Annotated in this window: 10 protein-coding genes, 5 tRNA genes and 2 riboswitches; of the genes, 5 read left to right on the top strand and 10 right to left on the bottom strand. The window is 60.6% G+C overall.

Annotated features, from left to right (window positions below):
- The first annotated feature begins 43 nt into the window (after positions 1-43).
- Complete coding sequence (locus AB5Y99_RS19835; protein ID WP_368210660.1) at positions 44-2227, top strand: ExeM/NucH family extracellular endonuclease; 2184 nt, start codon at positions 44-46, stop codon at positions 2225-2227.
- 169 nt (positions 2228-2396) lie between these two features.
- Here the strand turns inward: AB5Y99_RS19835 and AB5Y99_RS19830 are convergent.
- The 8 genes from AB5Y99_RS19830 to AB5Y99_RS19795 form a co-directional block, all read right to left on the bottom strand.
- A tRNA-Ala gene (locus AB5Y99_RS19830) sits at positions 2397-2472 on the bottom strand.
- 34 nt (positions 2473-2506) lie between these two features.
- Positions 2507-2582 (bottom strand) — tRNA-Ala (locus AB5Y99_RS19825).
- Between the two features lie 48 nt (positions 2583-2630).
- Positions 2631-2706: transfer RNA gene (locus AB5Y99_RS19820), tRNA-Ala, on the bottom strand.
- 65 nt (positions 2707-2771) lie between these two features.
- Positions 2772-2847: transfer RNA gene (locus AB5Y99_RS19815), tRNA-Ala, on the bottom strand.
- Between the two features lie 28 nt (positions 2848-2875).
- Positions 2876-2951, bottom strand: a tRNA-Ala gene (locus AB5Y99_RS19810).
- A gap of 740 nt (positions 2952-3691) precedes the next feature.
- Positions 3692-5602, bottom strand: coding sequence for a glycoside hydrolase family 19 protein (locus AB5Y99_RS19805; protein ID WP_368210657.1), 1911 nt, complete (start codon positions 5600-5602; stop codon positions 3692-3694).
- Between the two features lie 79 nt (positions 5603-5681).
- Positions 5682-8663: a M66 family metalloprotease gene (locus AB5Y99_RS19800; protein WP_368210655.1), complete on the bottom strand. Its 2982-nt coding sequence runs from the start codon at positions 8661-8663 to the stop codon at positions 5682-5684.
- A 73-nt stretch (positions 8664-8736) separates the two neighbouring features.
- A complete protein-coding gene (locus AB5Y99_RS19795) occupies positions 8737-11349 on the bottom strand; it encodes a glycosyl hydrolase family 18 protein (RefSeq protein ID WP_368210653.1) in 2613 nt (870 codons plus the stop codon).
- A gap of 99 nt (positions 11350-11448) precedes the next feature.
- A riboswitch (cyclic di-GMP riboswitch) is annotated at positions 11449-11536 on the bottom strand.
- A gap of 315 nt (positions 11537-11851) precedes the next feature.
- On the opposite strand from AB5Y99_RS19795, the gene AB5Y99_RS19790 reads away from it, so the two are divergent.
- Entirely contained in the window at positions 11852-13087 is a 1236-nt protein-coding gene (locus AB5Y99_RS19790; RefSeq protein WP_216961173.1) for a sensor domain-containing diguanylate cyclase, read from the top strand.
- Between the two features lie 130 nt (positions 13088-13217).
- Here AB5Y99_RS19790 and AB5Y99_RS19785 read toward each other — a convergent pair whose 3' ends face one another.
- Positions 13218-15812, bottom strand: coding sequence for a glycosyl hydrolase family 18 protein (locus tag AB5Y99_RS19785; RefSeq protein WP_368210650.1), 2595 nt, complete (start codon positions 15810-15812; stop codon positions 13218-13220).
- A 102-nt stretch (positions 15813-15914) separates the two neighbouring features.
- Positions 15915-16002, bottom strand: a riboswitch (cyclic di-GMP riboswitch).
- 234 nt (positions 16003-16236) lie between these two features.
- Complete coding sequence (locus AB5Y99_RS19780; RefSeq protein WP_368210648.1) at positions 16237-19692, bottom strand: NahK/ErcS family hybrid sensor histidine kinase/response regulator; 3456 nt, start codon at positions 19690-19692, stop codon at positions 16237-16239.
- 215 nt (positions 19693-19907) lie between these two features.
- On the opposite strand from AB5Y99_RS19780, the gene AB5Y99_RS19775 reads away from it, so the two are divergent.
- From AB5Y99_RS19775 to AB5Y99_RS19765, 3 genes are read left to right on the top strand one after another with little or no spacing between them, the layout of a single operon-like run.
- Positions 19908-20456 carry a DUF2975 domain-containing protein gene (locus tag AB5Y99_RS19775; RefSeq protein WP_368210645.1) on the top strand — a complete coding sequence of 183 codons (549 nt, stop codon included), beginning with the start codon at positions 19908-19910 and terminating at the stop codon, positions 20454-20456.
- A gap of 7 nt (positions 20457-20463) precedes the next feature.
- Positions 20464-20673: a helix-turn-helix transcriptional regulator gene (locus AB5Y99_RS19770; RefSeq protein WP_005348179.1), complete on the top strand. Its 210-nt coding sequence runs from the start codon at positions 20464-20466 to the stop codon at positions 20671-20673.
- 7 nt (positions 20674-20680) lie between these two features.
- Entirely contained in the window at positions 20681-21898 is a 1218-nt protein-coding gene (locus AB5Y99_RS19765) for a hypothetical protein (protein ID WP_368210643.1), read from the top strand.
- The last annotated feature ends 42 nt before the right edge of the window (positions 21899-21940 follow it).

The following is a 21940-nucleotide window of genomic DNA, read 5'->3' as shown; positions in this document are numbered from 1 at the left end:
CCAAGGCTATGGAATCACTGGCAAAAATAAAAAAGGAACACCTATGAAAGGTACTCGTACCCTGCTGTCGCTGGCCGTGGGGCTGGCACTTGCATCCTCAGGCGCCCATGCGGCATTTGTCTGCCCGTCCGATCCGGCTCAACTCACCCCCATCCCAACCATTCAGGGCACAGGCTCCGCCAGCGCGCTGGCCACCCAGACCGTGACCGACAATAACGGCAAGGTGACCGGCAAAATCAGCCCGGGCACCTTCAACGTTCGCGGTATCGTGACGACGCTGGGCCAAAGTCTGACCAAGGGTTTCTATCTGACTGACCCGGTGGGCGATGGCAATCCGGCCACCTCTGATGGCATCTTTGTCTATCTGAACGACAAGGACTTCGCGACCAAATATAAAGACGTCAAACCGGGGGCTGAACTCTGCCTCGAAGCCAAGGTCGAGGAGTATTACGGCGGCACCCAGCTCAAACCCACCTTCGAATCCAGCAAAGCCCGCCTGCAAGTCACCGCACAAGGGCTGAATGTGCCGACCAGCGTATTGCAGGTCAATGAAGGGGAGACGCTGGCTCAAGCGCTCAATCGCCACGAAGGGATGCGGGTACGTCTCGACAGCAGCAGTGACCTGCACCTGACCCGCAACTACGGCTTCGACTACAAGGTCTATCGCAACAACGTAGAGTTGGCCCACAAAACCCCGCTGATCAAACCGACCCAACTTCATGTTGCCAACAGTGCGGACGCTGTTGCACTGGCCACCAAAAATGGCAGCAACCGTCTGGTGGTTGAGTCTGATTACAAAGCACTGGATGGCGTACTGCCCTGGTTCCCGAGCTGGGATGCCGATCAGGGATATCTGCGCATCGGTGATCAACTGACCGGGCTGGAGGGGGTAATCGTCTATAACAAGGATGCCTTCCGTCTGGTAGTACCGAGCGATGTCACCCTGACTGCCGGCGCCCTGCTGCGCAGCCCTGAAGAGGATCGTCAAGACGCGCCGGCTCGCCTCTCTGGCAGCGATCTGCGGATCGGCAGCTTCAACGTGCTCAACTACTTCACCAGCCACTCCAGCATTGGCGGCGCACTCAATATCCTGTGCAAGGATCAGGCGGATGCCGATAACGCCAAAGGTTGCAACCGAGGTGCCAAGAGCCAGCCCGAGTTCGAGAAGCAGCGCACCAAGATCGTCAATGCCATTACCGCAATGGATGCCGATCTGCTCGGCCTGATGGAGATGGAGAACAACGGCTTCGAGGATAACTCGGCCCTCCACAATCTGGTGACCCGCCTCAACGAACAGCAGAAGGATGCGAGCAAACACTACGCCTATGTGCGTCTGCCAGTCACTGCCCTGACCGATGGCAAGTTCTTCGGTGGAGACGCCATCATGGTGGCGATGCTCTACCGTCCTGCCCTGCTTACCCCCAGCGGGGATGCCAGTGTCATCAAGCTGCCGGAGCAGCGCTACACCACTGGTGGTGTGGCCAAGACAGCCGGTCAGCGCGATTCTCTGGTTCAGACCTTCACCCTCGCCAAGAGCAAGGAGCCGCTGACGCTGGTGGTCAACCACCTCAAATCCAAGGGGTCAGGCTGCTACGAAAATGGCGATGGCAAGACAGAGCCGGCCGACCTGCAGGGCAAGTGCACCGAGTTCCGGGTCTCTGCCGCCAAGGTGCTGGGTGAGGCGGTCAGTAAACTGCCGGGCCAGGTGTTGCTGGTAGGCGACTTCAACTCCTACGCCAAGGAAGATCCGATCCGGGTGCTGACCGACTACAACCCTGCCACTAGCGAGCGGAAGATCGTATCGGCCTCTCACACCTTTATCGGTGATCAGTCCTATGAACAGCTCGGTCGCGAAGTGACTCGCAGCTACGGCCTGATCGATCTCAACGTCAAATTCAACAAGGAGAAAGCCATCTCCTACAGCTACGACGGGGAGCTGGGCACCCTGGACTATGCCCTCGCCAACCCGGCGCTGGCCAGCAAGGTGGCAGGTGTCGCCGACTGGCACATCAACTCCTTCGAGAGCTCCCTGTTCGAATACGGCAGCCAGTACACCGGCGCCCTGCTCAAGTCTGACAACCCCTTCAGTGCCTCCGACCATGATCCCATCATCGTCGACCTGAGACTGGAGAGCGATGCCACCAAACCGGACACCTCCTCAGGCGGTGGTGCACTGGGACTCGGCCTGCTGGCACTGTTGCCGCTGGCTTGGCGACGTCGCCGTTAACCACAGGCGCATTTGAAGAGTGCAAGCAAAGCCCGCGAGTCTCGCGGGCTTTTTCATTCAGGTCATTGGATTTACAAATGAAAGGCGCGGACGTATGGAGAAAATAAATGATGGAGAAAACAAAAGGCCACCGTGATGCGGTGGCCTTTTGTTTCTTGTAACAAGAATTTGGTGGAGCTACGCGGGATCGAACCGCGGACCTCTTGCATGCCATGCAAGCGCTCTCCCAGCTGAGCTATAACCCCAATTTTTGTGAATGACCGACAGTCACTCTGAATTTGGTGGAGCTACGCGGGATCGAACCGCGGACCTCTTGCATGCCATGCAAGCGCTCTCCCAGCTGAGCTATAACCCCAAATTCGGTACTGAATGAATGGTTCTGGCGGCCATTCATCCTAAATAATGGTGGAGCTACGCGGGATCGAACCGCGGACCTCTTGCATGCCATGCAAGCGCTCTCCCAGCTGAGCTATAACCCCACAAAGGTCGGCTTGGGTGATACACACCACACTGCCCTGGGTATTCAATAAAACAATCAAGAATCTGGTGGAGCTACGCGGGATCGAACCGCGGACCTCTTGCATGCCATGCAAGCGCTCTCCCAGCTGAGCTATAACCCCTTTGATTCCAGATTGTTCGAGGAGAATTTGGTGGAGCTACGCGGGATCGAACCGCGGACCTCTTGCATGCCATGCAAGCGCTCTCCCAGCTGAGCTATAACCCCAACTCACCTCGGCGCTGACGAAGTTATCTCCGGCAACGGAGGCGCATGATAGGCATCACCCGCTTTGCTGTCAACCCTAAAATAACCGCGACTGATTCGTTTAGTCAAAATTGCAGCAGTTCGCTGTTTTTACCAGCAAGACGCGTGCTATCTCTCTGTTTTATGTCATAAATCGGCTCAAGCACCTATAAAGGAGAGGCCGTGCAGCAAGCCTCTTTCCCCGTGCAACGCCCCCGCTCTCAAGCATCTTTTGCAGGCTGATCGTCAGCTTCTCCCCCGTCACCTCGGGAAAGCCTTTCCATAAAGGGCATTGCATTTGAAAACCCTTTCCATGATTTTTGTAAATTTACAACACAGAAAGTTGATCTGGCTCACAAATGACCATAGGATCAAACCGTGACCCAGGTCACACACCATAACCATAAATGACAGAGCGATGAGGTAAACCATGTTTGAGAATCTGGCAGTCCTGTTCCACCTGCGCGGTGCAACCACCAAGAACGGCGTTGTAGAGAAAGATGCCTATGCCCCCTCCACCCGTGAATACTACTTCCGCTACGGCAAATAATTGCTGAAAGCCTTTCACGGAAAATGTAATAAAAAAACAACACACATCATCACACAGCCCTCTCGAGGCGCTGTCCTGTCCGGGCCAGATGTTCCACGGCCAAACCTGAACTCCACCAAACAAGAATGGGGCCCGCAGGCCCCATCTTTTATTGCTTCGGCTTAATGCCATATCACAGCTTGATCCAGGCATCACTCCACGCGGTTCCCTTGCCCGGCTCATAAGCCCAGGCGGCACCGGCACACCAGCCGGTGTAGGGGTGCGGTTTGCACTCGTAGCTGGCACCGCCGTTGCTGACCCGCTCGCCCGCCTTGTAGGGAGTCCCCTCTTTATAGGCCGGATAGTCAGGCGGCGTTACGTCCCCCTCCTCCCCTTTCACCAGCAGGCTATGGGTGGCGCTACGGCTCAAGCTCCCTTCATCGGTCACCGTCAGTTTGATCTCCAGCTTGGTATCGCTGGCCGGCTTGGGCAGAGTCAACTCCAGAGTGACCTGATCCAGTGCCGGTGCAGAGGCTCCAGCCGGGATAGTCCAAGCATAAGAGAGTGGCTTGCCTTCCGGATCGCTGGAGTGCTGGCCGGAGAGAGTCACCTTGCTGCCACCTTCGGCCTGCGCCGGGCCAGTGATATTGGCCACTGGTGGCAGGTTGGTGCCACCGCCGTTATCCTCGATCACCACCTCCGGATAGAAGTGCTGAACGCAGCGGCTGTAATCCCCCTCCTTGAAGGCGCTGAAACGGGTCTGGTAACCCACCAACTTGCACGCGTAACTCTTGCCGCCGTTGGGGTTCTCTGCCACATAGCTCCAGTCCTGCTCCCAATAGATGGGCAAGGCACCGGCGCCATTGTCGTCAAACACCTTCATGTTCTTGCAACCCAGCACTTCGTCGGATGGCACCGCCACCCCGAGGTAGTTGGCAAACTCGCGGTAGTAGTTGATGCGGTTCTGGGACTGGGCGTGCTCGACCGGGCCGCCGCACTCCACCCCACCATTGATGATCTGGGTGGTGACCCCGAAGCCAGGCACCAGACCGTTCTGTTTGTCGTGCTCGTTTGGCTGCCAGGTGCCATCGATGACGTGGAGCATAGAGGGCTTGGGCGGCTGCGGATAGGTATAGAAGAACACCGCACTGGCGAGGTTCAGCCAGGTGTCGGCCACCAGATCGGGGCGGTCGAGCAGGGTGCGCACCGTGCCGAACATCGCCTCGGAGAAGGGGCCGTAGTTGTAGTTGTAGGAGAGTTGCTTGGCGCCGCGGCCAAAGTAGCTCTTGAACTCGCCATTGTCGAACGTACCGCACGGCCACTGCTGACCCTGCCACACATCGGGGCGGCACTCGGCGTTGTAACCGCCGCGCATGGTCTCATTCCATCCCATCTCGCGCACGTAGACCAGCGCCTGACGCCACTCGGCCTCCGGGCGCCAGTTTTCATGGCCGCCGGTCTCCTGGGCGAAGTGAGCGAACATGGTCGCCAACGTCTTGCGGCAGATAGCATCGGCATCGCGGCCATCGCTGTAGTCGCTGCACAGGGCCGGGAACTTGGCCGCCGCCTGCAACAGGCCGCGATAGGTGTACTCGGGGGCGCGCAACGGGAAGAGGTAGTTGAACTGCCCCTCGCTCAGCAGGCTTTCGACCCGCTTGACGTTGCCCGGGTTGTCGGCACGACCCGGCTGCACCGCCTCGACCACCAGATTGTCACGGGTAGCGATGGAGGCCTTGACCGCTTCCATCGCCGGGAAGTCGGTCAGCGCCTTCTCTTTGGCATCCAGCTCGGCCTGACTCATATAGACAGGGGTAGTGCTGCCATCCGGCGGGGTAGGCGGATTGGGCTTGTCATCGCCGCCGGTGTCCGGCGGGGTCACTTCCCCTTCGCCGACAAGCTTCCACGGGGTATCCCACTCATTGGCGGCCGCCATACCGGGAGTCTGACCCGGGTTGACCCACCACTTGGCCTCGAAAACCTGGCCGTTGTAATTGACCTGGCTGCCGCCCGGGTAGGATTTGTTGATGTCGTATGCCTCGGCCGCCCACAGGTGGCCGCTCAGCATCATGCCGGCAAGCAGAAGGGTGATGCGGTTTTTTTTCATTATTGTTGCTCTCTATGGTTTTGTGGCAAAAGGCGGAGTCCGCCTGAACAGGCTCCGCCATCTTCATCATGGACTCAACCTAGGGGCAGCTTGCCGCCCCGACATCCAGCCAGACATCGTGCTTGCCCGGCTCGTTGCCTTGAGTCCACCACTTGGCCTTCCACTGACGGCCGTTGTGGTTGGTCAGCTCCCCGCCGTTGTAGGCAACGGTCGCGCTCCAGCCCAGATCAACCTGACTCGCCAGCGCCCACTGATCGGCGGCGCGGCCCGGTTCATTGCCCTGAGTCCAGTACTTGGCACGCCATACCAGCTGGTTGTGGCTCACCTTGTCGCCACCGTTGTAGACCTTGCTGGCCTGCCATGCGGGAACATTCGCCGCTTCCGGATCGGTGGTGTTGCAAGAGCCGTCGACCACGGGCGCCAGCGTCAGCACGACGCGCCCTTCGCTCTGATGTACCCCGTCCGAGACGCTCACACTCAGCTCATGCTGCTCGCTGGTGGTGACTGCCGGCGGCAGCAGACGCAGGTTTGCACTGGTCTCGCCTTCCGCCTGCCAGCCCGCCGGGAAGTGCCAGCGGTAGCTGAGCGCATCCCCCTCGGGATCCCTCGCCTCGGCAGTGATGGTCAGCCACTCACCGCCGATGCCGCCAAGCTGCGCCGGTACGGTCACCACCGGAGGCTGGTTCTCCACCACGCCCTGCTCCAGCGGCCTCCCGTTGACGGTAAAGGAGAGGATCTGCTGCGGTGGCAGCAAGCTCTGCTGTACCAGTGTCTGGCCACGGCACTGGATGGTGGCGCGGCCGGGCTCGCTGGCGGTGGGCAGGTTGATGTGGAACTTGTTCATGACGCTGCTGGCCGCTCTGTGATTGGCCAGCCTGAAGCGCTGCAGACCATCGCGGGTCTCCACCTGCAACTGGCAGTCATTGCCGGACAGGGTGTTGCTGTCATCCGGATAGGTGAAGCCGTAGGCGCCGTGCAGAGCCGGATAGATATAGCTGCGCAGGGCTCCTTGCGGATCGTAATAGCCCACCAGGGTGGTCACCTGCACGCCGAACTGCTCGGGCTTGCGCGCAACCTTGGTATCGATGAGGGAGACCTCCACCCAGCTCTGGCCATCCGAGGTGAAGCTCTTCTTGAAGCCCCGGTTCACCACAATTTCCTTGCCGTTGATAAAGAGGCGACTGTTGTAACCGGCCCCGTGATCGATGGTCAGACTGCGCCCACGGTTGTCCGCAGAGGCAATCGGCACCCGGATATCACGGGTCCAGCGACCATCCCACATGGCGACCCTGACCAAACCGTAATCCGCCAGCAGGGCACTCAGTCCGGCCTCGCTCAGGGCATCCATGGGGGCATCGACCTTCTCGATCCCCTCGATTGTGTGCTGATAGGGCTCCATCCTGGCCGTCGCACTGTTCCACTTGCTAAAGCCGGTGGCCGAGTTGGCATCGAACACCGCCTTGCTCTCCAGAAAACGCTGGATGATGGCGGCCGAATTGGGGGTATAGAGGGTGAAACGGTTGGCGCCGGAGAGAGGGCGGCCGCCCGCCATCGCATCATGGCCAAACTTGCGGCCATCGAACGGCGGCTGGCACTGGCCATCCAGACAGGCATCCTCATTGGTGCGGGTCGGCGAGAAGTTGGGGATGAAACGGTGTTTGTCACTGTCCCAGCCCCAGCTGGAGTTGAGCTGATCGGCACTGCGATGAACCGAGCCGCGGAAACCATCCACATAGTGGCCAAGGCCGAAGTTATGGCCCACCTCGTGGCTGAACTCGTTGCCCAGCGAATCATCCAGCGTGACGATGCCACCGCCACCGGAACCTCCGTGCACCTGAACTCCATTGGCATACTTGCCGCGACTGTTGTGCGCCGTCAGCTGGGCCGCAACAAAGGGATGGCTTCCCTCCCCTTCACCGGCACTACTGTTGATGCCGTAATTGGCATTGTCGATACCGTGGGAGATAAGCTCCTTGCCGATGCGCTGACGCATGGTGCCGCCATGCCAGCCCCCTTCGCTCGGGTCAAAGTCGGTCAGCAGGGTGCCGTTGGGCAACATCACCTCAGGCAGGGAGAGCGGTGCATACTGACTGACAATCATCCGGCTGGCCGGGATGGTCTGGAAGTATTCGCGATGGGCCTCCTTGTCATTGGCAAAGGCAAAGCGATCCCGTGGCGGGGTGAGCATGCCGATGTCGATGGTGTGCAACAGCAGCTCGCCGGGGGCGCCGACCTTGATGTCACGCAGTTCACCACTGAGATTGCCCTGACGAACGGAGAGGTTCAGTCCGGGCTGGATCCACTCGGCAGGCAGCTCGCCGCTCCAGGTATCCGCTGCATAGGTGATGCGGTTGTTCTCCAGCTCCCCCTCGCGGAACCACTGCCCATTGGCAAACTTGAACTGCAGGGTCTGGCCACGGGAGACGGTCACCTGTCGCTCACCATAAAAGGCAGTCGAGTTATAACCGGCACTGGAGCGGATCCGCACCATCTTGCCCTCCAGCTCCGGGCTCACGGGCAGGTAGATATCCCGAACCCAGCGGCCGTCGGCGGTCTGGATCTCCACCAGCGCGCGCCCGGTCAGCCGATCCTTGAGAAAGGCGCCGCTCTTGTCGCTCAGTTTGGCCAAATCAGCACTGCTGCTGATGACGGCAGTGGTGCCGCTCTCCGGGACGAAGCTCACTCCGCCTTCGGGAACCCCCGCGAGGTGGTAGACAGTCTCTGGCAGCACCGATGGCGGCGACAAGGTCAGGGAGCCCAGCAGCTTGCCGCTGCCGTCACGGGCCTCCACCGTTATGGGGGTCACCCCGTCGGCCTGGAGTGGTTTCACCAGCAGCAGGCTCTTGCGCAGGCTGGTCAGGATGGGTTGGCGATCCCCCTCTTTGGGATGGGAAGGCAGGATCTGGCTCTGGGCAAACTGCACGCTGGCAGCCAGGCTACCCGCCAGATCGCTTTGCGGTGTCGTGTCATTGAATATCAGGGGCGAGGTGGCGGCAGACAGGGGGCCAGCCGCCAGGGTTGCCATGATGAGGGCAGCGATTCGGGTCACATTTGTGGTCATTGTCGGGTTCTCGTTCATATTGCTACCGGGAATGAGGGGCATGTCGCCATGCCCCGTCATCGGTGAGGAGGCCTCAGTTACAGCTTGCTGCCCCGATATCCAGCCAGACATCGTGCTTGCCCGGCTCATTGCCTTGAGTCCACCACTTGGCCTTCCACTGACGGCCGTTGTGGTTGGTGAGATCCCCGCCGTTGTAGGCAACGGCTGCGTTCCAGCCCAGATCAACCTGACTCACCAGCGCCCACTGATCGGCGGCGCGGCTCGGCTCATTACCCTGAGTCCAGTACTTGGCCTGCCATACCAGCTGGTTATGGCTCACCTTGTCACCGCCGTTGTAGACCTTGCTGGCCAGCCATGCGGGAACGTTGGCTGCTTCCGGATCTGTGGTGTTGCAAGAGCCACCCTCACCGCCTTCGTTGATCGGGGTAACGATGAGGCGGGTTGCCGCGTTGGCGTCGAGCGCACCGTCAGAGACGGTCACGGAGAGGTCATAACCGGTTTCGACATCGACCGCCGGGCCGGTGACCACCAGGGTGGCGCTGTTCTGGCCGGTCGCCGTGATACCGGCTGGCACTTGCCATTGATAGATCAGTTCGTCGTCGTTGGGGTCGGATGCCTTGGCAGTGATGCTCACCTGCTTGCCCTCTTCCACCTTGACGCTGGCAGGCAATGTGACCACTGGTGGCAGGTTGGGTTGCGGCGCCTTGTTGGTCACCACTACCTGATCCTTGGCGGTCAGTTGATGGTCATCGGTCACCGTCAGCTCGAACACCAGCGCGGTATCTGCACTGACGGCATTCACATCGACCCGCAACTTGGCCTTCGTGGTATCGCCCAGCACAGCTTGCGGGCCGGAGACCTGCTTCCAGCTGTAGGTCAGAGAGCCTTTTTCCGGATCATGGGAGGCTGAGCCATCCAGCGTCAGGGTAGCCGGGCCGGTCACCGCCACATCGCTGCCCGCATTGGCGACTGGCGGCTTGTTGGCTGGCGGAGTGGTTCCCTCTCCGTGACCGAGACCTTCATGCATGGCGTTGAGGATGTCACCGTTGTCGGCATCGATCTCCCAGGAGAAGAGCCCGCCCAGCTTGTTGGCCAGCACGTATTGGCCTTTCGCCTTGACCGAGCGCTCGTCGTCATAGGTGATCAGCTCGCCGGTGGAGGGCTTGAACAGGGTGGCCGCTTCGGCAGTCTCGTCGTAGTTGTACTCCCAGCCTGCGCCCATATGGCTGTTGACGATGTGGCGATAATCCAGCACGCCATCTTCCCAGGTGCCCTTGATCTTGCCGGTGGCGGTGCCGGTGAAGGGATCGTTGCCCTGATATCCGCTCACCCCTTTCCAGCCGCGACCGTAGGCGGCGGCACCGATCACCAGCTTCCCGGAGTCGACCCCCTGCGCCAGCAACTGCTGCACCGCTGCATCAGTGTTGTAGCGCTTGTTGGCCGAGCCGTTGGTGGCCTTATAGAGGTTGGCCTGATGACCCAGGGAGGTGTTGCTCCAGGCACCGTTGTAGTCGTAACTCATCACGAAGAGATGATCCATGTACTGCTGGGCAGCCTTGTAATCCACATCCTCAATCTTGTCGTAACCGGCACCGATGGCGGAGGTGAGCTGATAGGTGCGACCGGTCTCGGCCTCCAGCTCGTCGAGCATGGCGCGCAGATCCTTCATGATCAGCACATAGGTTTCACCATCTTTGGTCTTGTCCCCCAGATTGGGGTTGGCACCGTCGCCGCCCGGGAACTCATAGTCGATATCGACACCGTCGAAGAACTTCCAGGTCTGCAGGAACTCTTTGACCGAGGCGACGAACACGTCACGCTTGGCCTTGTCATGCATGAAGAAGAAGGGGTCGGAGAGGGTCCAGCCACCGACTGAGGGGAGGATCTTCAGGTCCGGATAGGCCTGTTTGAGGGCCATCAGATTGCCGAAGTTGCCCTTGTAGGGCTCATCCCAGGCGACCAGTGACCCCTGCCCTTTTTGCAGCGCGGCCCAGGGATCGTGAATGGCGACCTGGAAATCCTTGCGCCCGGCACAGGCACGTTGCAGCGCCTGGAAGCTGCCAGAAATCTCTTTGAGGCTGTCGTTGAGGCCATCACCGCCACAGATCGGGGTGAAGCCATAGAGGATATGGGTCAGGTTCTGGGCCGGCAGCTTGTCCACGGTGAAGTTGCGATCATAGACCCCCCACTCCACATAGTAGGTACCGACCACCTTGCCGGACTTGTTGACATAGGGTTTGTTATTCTCCTGCAGGGCAGGCTTGAGCGGTGCAAGGTGGCTGCCATCGGTATCGGCGACCACGATCTCCTTGGCATCAGACAGGGTGCAGCCATCGCCGTTGCACAACGCGACCTGCATCTGATAGCGGCCCCCCTTGTGCACCTTGAAGGTGGCGGTACCCGCGGCGGAAGAGGGACCGGACCAGACTTCCTTGCCATCCAGCAGCACCTTGGCACGCTGGCCGATATCGCCGTTCCAGAGATTCCAGGTGACGGTCACATCGGCGCCATCCTTCACCTTGACCAGCTCGTTATAAGCGGTCGCGGACTGGCTGACTTCGACGATGGCAAACTTGGTGGGGCCCCAACCGATAGCGGGTTTGCCGGGAGCTGCCGCATAAGCGGCGGAGGAGGCGAGCAGGGTACCGACCATCATGGCCAGCAGTGCGGGTTTTGGACTTAGCATATTGCTTTCCTTTTCGTTATTGGAAAAACGAAAGGGCAACGCAACACGACAGGTGACACAAAAACGGCCACCCCTTGGCAAAGGCAGCCTGCATTCTACTGTGGTGGCCCCGCTATCCTAGGTCGTCTTGACCCTTAGACCGGAAGCTTTGCGTCCCGACTTTTCAATCGGTTTGCCCTTGTCACAACGTTATTTCTGGCGATAAATAATCGCCGATTGACTGTAGGGTAATTCTGATAAGTAAGCAAATCGGACCATTGCCAGCCCACCAGTTACCAACCCTGACAATTACCCACTTTCAAGAAATTAATGTTTAAAAAACAGCCGGATATGCAGACCTAATCTCATCACCTCCAACCAGATACCTCACACCATTTTTTTGATCTGCATCACACCAAATTGAGAAAAATCAATGAGTAAGAACAATATGCGACAAAAGACCCATCTGTATCGCAACTAATGAATTTATAATCGCCGCTTTGCATGGCCAGCAGGTGTCTTCATGCCCAGCGAATTGCCCTCACGCACCCGGTTATCCAGATACGACAAATTTGTTCGTTTGACGATTTATGCCTTGCCACTGGCCGGGATGATCTGGCTTATCAACAGCCTCAATGGTTGGCAAAGGGCGCCGCTTGCCAGCACCTTGCTAGTCCAGAGCTACCTTATCTGCACCTTCTGGCTCTATCGCCACTACCGCTACCATCTGCACCGCCAGTGGCAGCATCTGAGTGAGGCGCTCAAGATCAACGAAACCACCGCCGAACTGGCCCGCAACTCGGCGCAATACCAGACCGAAGAGGCCTTTCTGGAGGATCTGCTCAGACGAGCAGTGATGTTGATCCCGGGGGCCGAGATGGGCTGCCTGATCAAGCTGCTGCCGGGCACAGGCATGTTGAGGTATGAAGCCGCCATCGGCATGGATCTGGTGAAACTGCGGCGGATCAATCTGCCGCTGGAGCACACCTTTCAGTACAAGCTGACTCAGGGGCGCTGCAACAAAACACTGCTGATCAACGACCTGTCGAAGATAAATGCCACCATGCCCCTGTCCGAGCAGGACAGAGAGCTGCTGGTCAACTGCACCGACCTGCCCATCCAGGCCACGCTGGCGACCCCGATCCATATCGATGGTCAGCTCTACGGCATGATCAATATGGACAGCAGCAAACGTAATGCCTTTACCCGCTATGACAGCCACCTGATGGCGATCCTGGCGCGGGATATTCGCCACGCCATCACCATCTATCAGCAGTCCCGCCGCATCTATCAGCTGGCCAATACCGACCAGCTGACCGGGCTCGCCAATCGCCAGCAATTCGAACTCGCTATGCAGGGGCAGCCGGAAGGCACCCTGCTGCTGATCGACATGGATAATCTCAAACAGCTCAATGACAGCAGTGGCCATTTGGCGGGTGATCAGGCCCTGCGCCTTATCGCAGACGGCATACGCCAGCACTTCGGTCAGGGGGTGATTGCCGCCCGCTTCGGCGGGGATGAGTTTGTGCTGCTCACCACTCTGACACTGACCGAACTGCAACAGGCGATGGCCAGGCTGACGACCATGCTGGCCAGCGCCTCCCCCACTATCTCGTGCAGCATGGGGATGGCCCCCTATCGCGGCGACTTTGCCGCCGCGTTTGCCAGAGCCGATGCCGACATGTACCAACACAAGCGGCACCACAAAGAGCAACGTGCGGCACAGATGCCAGCTATCGGGGAGAGCATTAATCACTAGCCCGGAAGGGCTGCTTTGCAGGCACAAAAGAGAATCTGGGTGGGGAAACCGATTGGCAGACCCGCCAGAATGTGGCGAAGCGGGGAGAAAAAACGGGGCATGACTGGCATGCCCCGCCACCATTCAATGCTTATTTACAGCTGGCGGCCCCCACATCCTGCCAGACGTCGTGTTTGCCGGGCTCATTGCCCTTGGTCCAGTACTGCGCCTTCCACTGACGGCCGTTATGGGTGGTGAGCTCGCCACCGTTGTAGGCCACATTGGCATCCCAACCCAGTTGCACCTTGCTCACCAGCAACCACTGATCCGCGGTGCGGCTAGGCTCGTTGCCCTGGGTCCAGTACTTGGCCTGCCACACCAGCTGGTTGTGGCTCACCTTGTCGCCGCTGTTATAGGTGCTGGCCGCTTGCCAGACTGGCCAGTTGGCCGCATCCGGATCGGTCGCCGTGCAACCACCGCCGCTGCTGGCCGGTTTGACCGTCAGACGGGTTGCCGCGCTGGCATCCAGCCCGCCGTCGGAGACGGTGACGCTCAGGTCATAGCCGGTGTCGCTGGTGACGTTCGGGCCAGTCACCACCAGGGTGGCGCTGTTCTGGCCCGTTGCGGTGATGCCTGCCGGCACGCTCCACTGATAGGTCAACGGATCACCATTCGGATCAGAGGCAGTCGCCTTGATGGTCACCTGCTTGCCCGCCTCCACAGAGGCCGTGGCAGGTACACTCACCACCGGCGCCAGATTGGCCTGCGGCGCCTTGTTGGTCACCACCACCTGATCCTTGGCACTCAACAGCTGGTCATCGGTCACCGTCAGCTCGAACACCAGATTGATGTCGGCAGTCACAGCATCCAGCACCACGCGGGCCTTGGCCTGAGTGGCATCGAGCAGGGCAGCCTGCGGGCCGGAGATCTGCTTCCAGCTGTAGCTGAGCGCGCTGTTTTCCGGATCGTGGGAGGCCGACCCATCCAGCGTCACCTCGGTCGGGCCGGTCACCTTGAAGTCACTGCCCGCGTTGGCCAGCGGCGGCTTGTTGGCTGGTGGAGTCGTCCCCTCGCCGTGGCCCAACCCCTCGTGCATGGCGTTGAGGATGTCGCCGTTGTCGGCATCGATCTCCCAGGAGAAGAGGCCACCGAGCTTGTTGGCCAGCACATACTGCCCCTTGGCCTTGACCGAGCGCTCGTTGTCATAGGTGATGAGATCGCCGGTCGCCGCCTTGAACAGATAGGGCGCCTCGGCCACCTCGTCGTAGCCCTTCTCCCAGCCAGCCCCCATCCGGTTGTTGACGATGTCGCGGTAATCCACCACCCCGTCCTCCCAGGTGCCTTTCACCTTGCCGGTCGCCTTGCCGGTGAAGGGGTTGTTGCCCTGATAACCGCTTACCCCGGTCCAGCCACGGCCATACATGGCGGCACCGACCACCAGCTTGCCCGGTTCAACCCCCTGCGCCAGCAGCTGATTGACCGCCTTGTCGGTGGTGTACTTGGTATCGGGGTCCCAGCTCGCCGGATAGAGGTTGGTCTGGTGGCCCAGCTCGGTGTTGCTCCAGGCGCCGTTGTAGTCGTAGGTCATCATGAAGATGTGGTCCATGTAGGGCTGGGCCGCCTTGTAGTCCACATCCTGGATCTTGTCGCCCCCCGCCCCGATGGCCGAGGTGAGCTCATACTGGCGACCGGTCTCTGCCTCCAGCTCGTCGAGCATGGCCCGCAGCTCCTTCATCAGGGCCACATAGGTGGCACCATCGCTCGGGCTGCCCAGTTTCGGGTTGGCGCCCTGTCCGCCTGGGTACTCCCAGTCGATATCCACACCATCGAAGAACTTCCAGGTCTGCAGGAACTCTTTCACCGAGCCGACAAACACATCGCGCTTGGTTTTGTCACCGAGGAAATAGAAGGGATCGGAGAGGGTCCAGCCGCCGACCGAGGGGAGGATCTTGAGGTTCGGATAGGCCTGCTTGAGCGCCATCAGAGCGCCAAAGTTGCCCTTGTAGGGCTCGTCATGGGCAGTGAGGCTGCCTTGCGGCATCTGGATGGCAGCCCAGGGATCGTGCATAGCCACCTTGAAGTCGGCCCGGCCGGCACACGCCCGTTGCAGCGCCTGGAAGCTCCCTTCGATCTCCTTGAGGCTGTCGTTGAGGCCATTCCCACCGCAGATGGGGGTGAAACCATAGAGGATATGGGTCAGGTTCTGGGCCGGGATCTTGTCCACCGTAAACTTGCGGCCATAGACTCCCCACTCCACATAGTAAGTCCCCACCACCTTGCCGGACTTGTTGGCGTAGGGCTTGTTGTTCTCCTGCAGCGGCGCCTTGAGTGGCGCCAGATGGCTACCGTCGGTATCGGCGACCACGATCTCCTTGGCATCAGAGAGGGTACAGCCATCGGCGTTGCACAGCGCCACCTGCATCTGGTAGCGCCCCCCTTTCTTCACCTTGAATTTGGCGCTGCCCGCTGCGGCCGAGGGACCGGACCACACCTCCTGACCATTGAGCAGTACCTTGGCACTCTGGCCCAGATCACCACTCCAGAGGTTCCAGTTCACCTCCACATCGGCGGCATCCTTTACCTTGACCAGATTGTTGTAGGCAGTAGCCGCCTGATCGACTTCAACGATGGAAAACTTGGTGGGGCCCCATCCGATGGTCGGCTTGCCGGGCGCCGCAGCATAAGCGGACGAGGCGCAGCACAGACCGACCGCAAGGGCCAGCATGGTAGGCTTTGGACTTAGCATTTTTATATTTCCCTATTTCGTTATGTTGGCAACGAAAAGGGCTACGCCCTGACAGGTAACGCAGACGGCAGTGCGGCCTCTTGGCAAAGGTGCACAACAACCTGTGGTGGCCCCGCTATCTCAAGTACGGCTCATCCCTGGACCGGAAGCTTTGCGTCCCGATCTTGCGATCGGTTTGCCCTTCGGTTACTTCATTTGCGATGCAAAAAATCGCATCCCGACTATAGAGTGAGCCAATCCGGTCTGCCACTGTCGGCGTTCACCGACAGTGGCAAGCCAATGCAGTAACAGGCGGCGATTGCGCAGGGAGATGAAGAGATCTTCGCCAATAAATCTCTGTTTTCGGCATTGATCCATGACCAGGGCCTGCGGGATCATTGCGCGGTTTTGTGAGCCGGTTCACGGCTAGCCGCCCCGGCTGCGGCTAGCGCAGCAGCAGGCTGTTCATCAGGGCCCGCAGTTTGAGCGGTTTGACCGGTTTGCTGATGTAGCCATACCCCCGCTCGCGGATCTGTGCCTGCAACTCGCTCTTGCGATCGGCACTGATGATGATGCCTCCCAGCTCGTCGCCACACACCCGTTGCAGCGCAGCGAGCGCCTCCAACCCGGTCTTGCCGTCGTCGAGGTGATAGTCGGAGAGCACCAGTCTTGGCACAAACCCGTCTGCCACCAGCGCCTCGGCTTCGGCCAGATCGACGGCGCAGCGCACCTCGCAGCCCCAACGGCCGAGCAGGGTGCTCATGGCGGTCAGAATGTCCCGCTCGTTGTCGATACAGAGCACGGCTACCCCTTCCAGCTGGCTGTCGCGCGCCACCGGTGCCGCCAGCTGATGGGCCGTGACCGGCCGGGTCGCCAGATTGAGGGTCACCGCAAAGACCGACCCCTTGCCCGGCCAGCTCTGCAATGTGAGCTGATGACCGAGCACCTGCGAGATGCCGCGGGCGATGGCGAGCCCCAGACCCAGCCCCTGCTCCTTGGCGGTGCGGGAGTGATCGAGGCGGGAGAACTCGTCAAAAATAGCCTCCTGCTTGTCCTGCGGGATGCCGGGGCCGTTGTCCCATACCTCGATGCGGATCTTGTCCCCCATCCGGCGACAACCGAGCAGCACCCGGCCACCCGGGTTGTAGCGAAACGCATTGGTGAGGAAGTTCTGCAGCACCCGGCGCAGTAGCCGCACATCGCTGTGTACCGCGTGCTTGCTCTCCACCACCGAAAAGTGGATCCCCCCCGCCTGCGCCAGCACGCCAAACTCCGCCTTGAGGTTGTCGAGCAGATCGCGCAGGGCAAAGTCGAGCTTCTTGGCCTTGAACTTGCCCGCTTCGAGCCGCGAGATATCGAGCAGATCGGTGATGAGATCCTCGGTCGCCCCCAGCGCATCGTCGATATGGCGGGCGATGCGGGCCTGCTCGCCAGCATCGGGCAACATCTCCAGCAGGGAGGAGGTAAACAGCTTGGCGGCATTGAGGGGCTGGGTCAGATCGTGGCTGACCGCCGCCAGAAAACGGCTCTTGGATTGATTGGCCCGCTCCACCTGCTGGTTCACCAGCAATAGTTGGCGGTTGAGTTCGGAGAGCTCACGGGTGCGCTCGGCCACCCGCGCCTCCAGATGTTCGTTCGCTTCGCGCAGCACCCGCTCCGCATCGCGAAACGGCGTGATGTCGGTAAAGGTCATGACAAAACCGCCGGCGGGCATGGGGTTGCCCTGCATCTCGATCACCCGCCCGTCCGGGCGCTCCCGCGCCGAGATATGGGCGCTGCCGCGCTTCATAAAGGCAACCCGCCGCGCCACGTGATCCTCGATATCACCGGAGCCACAGAGCCCCTGCTGGGCGTTGTAGCGAATGATCTCCTCGATGGGGCGCCCTGCCTGAATAAGCCCGGGCGGATAGTGGAACAGCTCGATGTAACGGCGGTTCCAGGCCACCAGCCGAAGCTCCCTGTCCACCACAGAGATCCCCTGTCCGATATGCTCGATCGCCCCCTGCAGCAGGCCGCGGTTGAAGCGAAACACGTCGGAGGCCTCATCGACGATGGTGGCGATCTCCTCGAGCTGCATGTTGCGCCCCTGCAGGGCAGAGGCAAGCACCAACCGCGCCGACGAGGTGCCAAACACCCCCGCCAGCAGCCGCTCGGTGTGGGCAATCAGTTCGGCCGAGGCCTGCATCTGGGGCGCCAAGGTGCCGCCGCGCTCACCGGCGAAGCGACCAAAGGCACGCTTGACCCGGCTTGAGCCGACAAAGCGGGCCGCCAGCATCTCCAGCTCCTTGACCGAGACCCGCGCCTGATAGAGGGCGGCGGTATCGCGGCTCGGCTTGCCGACAAAGTTGGCCGCCTGCAGCCGCTCGCTCACCGCCGGACGGGAGAGCAGCGAGCCTGCCACATAGCCGAGCAGGTTGAAGAGCAGGCTCAGGAAGATGCACCAGGCCCCGAGACTCAGCTCGCGAAATGCGGGCCAGTCCGGCGGCGCCAGCAGCTCGGCCAGCGGTGAACCGGCCAACAGCCCGCTCTCCACCAGCAGGGTGACGAACCAGAGGCTCACCCCGAGGCTCAACCCAAGATAGACCCCCTTGCGATTGCCGTGACGCCAGTAGAGGCCGAGCAGCAGGGCGGGCGCAAACTGGGCCACCGCGCCAAAGGAGAGGTAACCGATGCGCGACAAGCTGGTGAGATCGCCGAGCCAGAGGTAGAGCCCCCAGGCCGCCAGCAAGATCAGCAGGATGGCGCCACGGCGCACCTGCAGCAGCAGCCGCACCAGCCGCTCGTCGCGCCCCTGCCGCCAGAAGCGGCGCAGCAGCACCGGCAGCACCAGATCGTTGCTCACCATGATCGCCAGCGCGATGGTGCAGACGATCACCATGCCGGTGGCCGCCGAGGTGCCGCCGAGAAACGCCAGCATCGCCATGCCATCGAAACCGAGGGCCATCGGCAGACTGATCACATAGGTGTCGGAGGCCATGTCAGCCCCCACCCACTGTTTGCCCGCCAGTGCCAGCGGCCAGATAAAGAGCCCCATCACGAACAGGTAGAGCGGGAAGATCCAGCGTGCCCAGTGCAGATCCTGCCCCTGATTGTTCTCCACCACAGTCACATGAAACTGGCGCGGCAGGCAGATGACGGCGCACATCGCCAGCACCGTATAGATGGCAAGCTCCAGCAGGTTGCCGGGGCTCACCGCCACCACCTGCGCAAAGAAGTCGCGGGTCACCTGCTCGTGAGCCTCGCCCGGTTTGCTCAGGATCAGCCAGAGGGCAAAGCCCCCCACCGCGATAAAGGCCAGCAATTTGACCACCGACTCGAAAGCGATGGCCACCACCATCCCCCTGTGGTGCTCGGTGGCATCGAGATGGCGGGTGCCGAACAGGATGCTGAACAGCGCCAGCAGCAGGGTGACCCCGAGCGCCAGCTCGCTGGTATTGCTGGTCGGGCTGATGCCGCCACTGTTGACCATCAGCAGATCCAGCCCAGTGACGATGGCTTTGAGCTGCAATACCAGATAGGGGAGGATCCCCATGATGGCGATAAGGGCGATCACCATGGCGAGCCGCTGGGATTTGCCGTAACGGGCGGCGATAAAGTCGGCGATGGAGGTGATGTGCTCGCGCTTGGCCACCAGAATAAGGCGAGCCAGCAGCCGCCAGCCAAACAGAAAGACCAGCATGGGGCCAAGGTAGATGGGCACCGGCGACCAGGGGGATTCACTCGCCTGCCCCACGGTGCCGAAGAAGGTCCAGGAGGTGCAGTAGACCGCCAGCGACAGGCTGTAGAGCAGCGGTTGCCCCTTGAGACGGTGCCGTTTGTGCTTGTCTGCCACGAAGGCGATCAGAAACAGCAGCCCCAGATAAGTGAGCGACAATCCGATCAGCAGCCATCCCTGGTGCATCGATAACTCCTTGTCCATGTTGAGTTTTTGTATACAACCTCGCCAGTCTAGAGAGGCTGCTGCCAAAAGTCATCCCCTTCGGACAGATTGAAATTATCGTTTCTCAATAAGTTTTATCTTGACTGCATATCGTAAAACAATAAACATTGCCGGTGTGAATATTGATAAACGATAAACTTTACCTTTCAGATAAAACCATCACAGTGAGGAATGAGATGATCTCCAACAAACTCGAACGCTCGAGCATGCTGATCGAATGGCTGCTACTGCTGGCACTGCTGGCGACCCCTTTGATCACCTTGCTGGAGGTGTGGACCCCCTTCGGTGGTGCCGATTTTCTGCAGGAAAAGCTCAACACCATCTTGAGCCGCCCCAGCATCAATCCTGCCGACTATCCCCTTCACTTCTCCACCCGGCTGCTCGGCACCCTGGTGCAGCTGTTGCCGGATCTGGTCTTTATGATGATGCTCTGGCAACTGCGTCAGCTGTTTCGCGGCTACCGCGCCGGTCTGCTCTTCACCTTCGAGCAGATCCGCCGCTACCGGCAGATCGGACTGCTGCTCTGTACAACCTTCCTGGTCGAATTGATCCTGACCCCCTTGCTGGATACGGTGCTCACCATGAGAGGCCCGGAAGTACTCGGTACCATAGCGCTGAGTACCTCAGATTTCCGGGTACTACTGGCGGGACTGATCGTACTGGCGCTGGCACTGGTCATGCGCGAGGCCAAACTGCTGGCCGATGAACAGCAACTGACGGTGTGAGGAACGTATGCCCATTATCATCCGCCTCGATGCCCTACTGGCAGAGCGCAAAATGACCGCCCGCGAACTGGCCCAGCGCATCGACATCACCGAGGCCAACCTCTCGATCCTCAAGAATGGCCACGCCAAGGCAGTGCGCTTCTCCACCCTGGAGGCCATCTGCCGTGAACTCAATTGCCAGCCCGGCGATCTGCTGGGCTACGAGCAGGAGCGCTAACCCTCTTATGAGTCGTCATATCACCCTGTTTGCCCTGTGGCTGCTGCCACTGTGGGCCTGTGCCAGCAATGACGCGAGCGGGCCCCGCTACCTTGTCGAGCAGGGCGCCAGCGCCAATGTGCTGCAAGTGCGCCTCACCATGCAGGGCAAGCCCCCTTTTACCCTGCTCCCCGCCCGCCAGTTGCCGGGCAGTGCCACAGCGGTTTCCCCCGCGCTGATCTGCCTTGCAGACAACCAGCCGGTTGCCCTCAACCAGCCCTTCTCTTGCAAGGAGATCGGCTGGCAGATCACGCTCACACCGGCTCCGACAGAGGGTGCGGATGCCTCGGCCCAACAGTCGCTGCTGTTCGCTCCCAACCAGTGGCTATTGACCGAATGGGGTAACTTTGTGCGCCAGATGGGGAACCACCGAGGGGAGGTCTGTCTGCCGGATGGCAGCTGCCAACCGCTGCCGGATGTCAACCAGCCGCCGCTGATCCTGCCATTTGGTCTGGACACAGTGCCCGTCACCAAGCCGGATCCGCGGCTGGTGCTGAGCCATGACGAGATCGCCAACCAGCTCGATCTGCCGGCCTTGCAGCAGCAACTGAATGAGATCATCGACTATCTGGCCTTCCAGCTTGATGTGGATCCGCCCGCTCATCCATGGCAACTGGTGTGGCTGGGGCGGGATGTGGCGACCCGCTCCCTCGGCGGCGCCGCCGGAAATCAGGTGTTTGTCGCCAACTACCCCACCGAGGCTGGCAAGCCGACGCCACAGGCCCCCTTGCGCCTGCTGCGCACCTCGGCCCACGAGGCGGTACATATCCTCAGCGCTCGCCGCGCAACTCCACAGCCCACCTGGATCAACGAGAGCCTCGCCGAATACCTTGCCATCAAAGCGCTGCGCCGCTTTCGGCTGCATCAAGTCACGGCGGTCAACGAGCTGGCCGAGCGGGGCAAACTGCTACCTCATAGCGAGAGCAGCCTCTATCGGGCAGCTCGCGAGGTGCTGGCGGGCGATCGCTCCTACTACCCGCTCTTTTACGTCAAGGGGAGCGCCTTCTGGGAAGCGCTGGAGCGGGAGCTGCAACACAATGACGTGACGCTGGCGCAACTGCTACCCCAACTGGGCTGGCTGCCGGATGGCCGCTTTGATGCCGCCTCCAATGAGCTGCTTGCCGGCACCATCGGCTCGGATACCTGGCGCCGCCTCAGCCGCCTCTATCTGGGCGAGCAGCAGTAACGCCGCAAACCGCAGCAACGAAAAAGGGAGAGCCGTGGCTCT

The organism is Aeromonas sp. R4-2, assembly GCF_040908295.1.
Classification (GTDB): Bacteria; Pseudomonadota; Gammaproteobacteria; order Enterobacterales; family Aeromonadaceae; genus Aeromonas; species Aeromonas veronii.
The sequence above is the reverse complement of the archived record's forward strand: the minus strand, read 5'-3'. Positions and strand labels throughout refer to the sequence as shown.

Excerpts from the sequence above, each read along its gene's own strand:
- AB5Y99_RS19835 (WP_368210660.1), top strand. The coding sequence starts at position 44 with ATGAAAGGTACTCGTACCCTGCTGTCGCTGGCCGTGGGGCTGGCACTT.
- AB5Y99_RS19785 (WP_368210650.1), bottom strand. The coding sequence starts at position 15,812 with ATGCTAAGTCCAAAGCCTACCATGCTGGCCCTTGCGGTCGGTCTGTGC.
- AB5Y99_RS19770 (WP_005348179.1), top strand. The coding sequence starts at position 20,464 with ATGCCCATTATCATCCGCCTCGATGCCCTACTGGCAGAGCGCAAAATG.
- AB5Y99_RS19800 (WP_368210655.1), bottom strand. The coding sequence starts at position 8,663 with ATGACCACAAATGTGACCCGAATCGCTGCCCTCATCATGGCAACCCTG.
- AB5Y99_RS19795 (WP_368210653.1), bottom strand. The coding sequence starts at position 11,349 with ATGCTAAGTCCAAAACCCGCACTGCTGGCCATGATGGTCGGTACCCTG.
- AB5Y99_RS19780 (WP_368210648.1), bottom strand. The coding sequence starts at position 19,692 with ATGCACCAGGGATGGCTGCTGATCGGATTGTCGCTCACTTATCTGGGG.
- AB5Y99_RS19775 (WP_368210645.1), top strand. The coding sequence starts at position 19,908 with ATGATCTCCAACAAACTCGAACGCTCGAGCATGCTGATCGAATGGCTG.
- AB5Y99_RS19805 (WP_368210657.1), bottom strand. The coding sequence starts at position 5,602 with ATGAAAAAAAACCGCATCACCCTTCTGCTTGCCGGCATGATGCTGAGC.
- AB5Y99_RS19765 (WP_368210643.1), top strand. The coding sequence starts at position 20,681 with ATGAGTCGTCATATCACCCTGTTTGCCCTGTGGCTGCTGCCACTGTGG.
- AB5Y99_RS19790 (WP_216961173.1), top strand. The coding sequence starts at position 11,852 with ATGCCCAGCGAATTGCCCTCACGCACCCGGTTATCCAGATACGACAAA.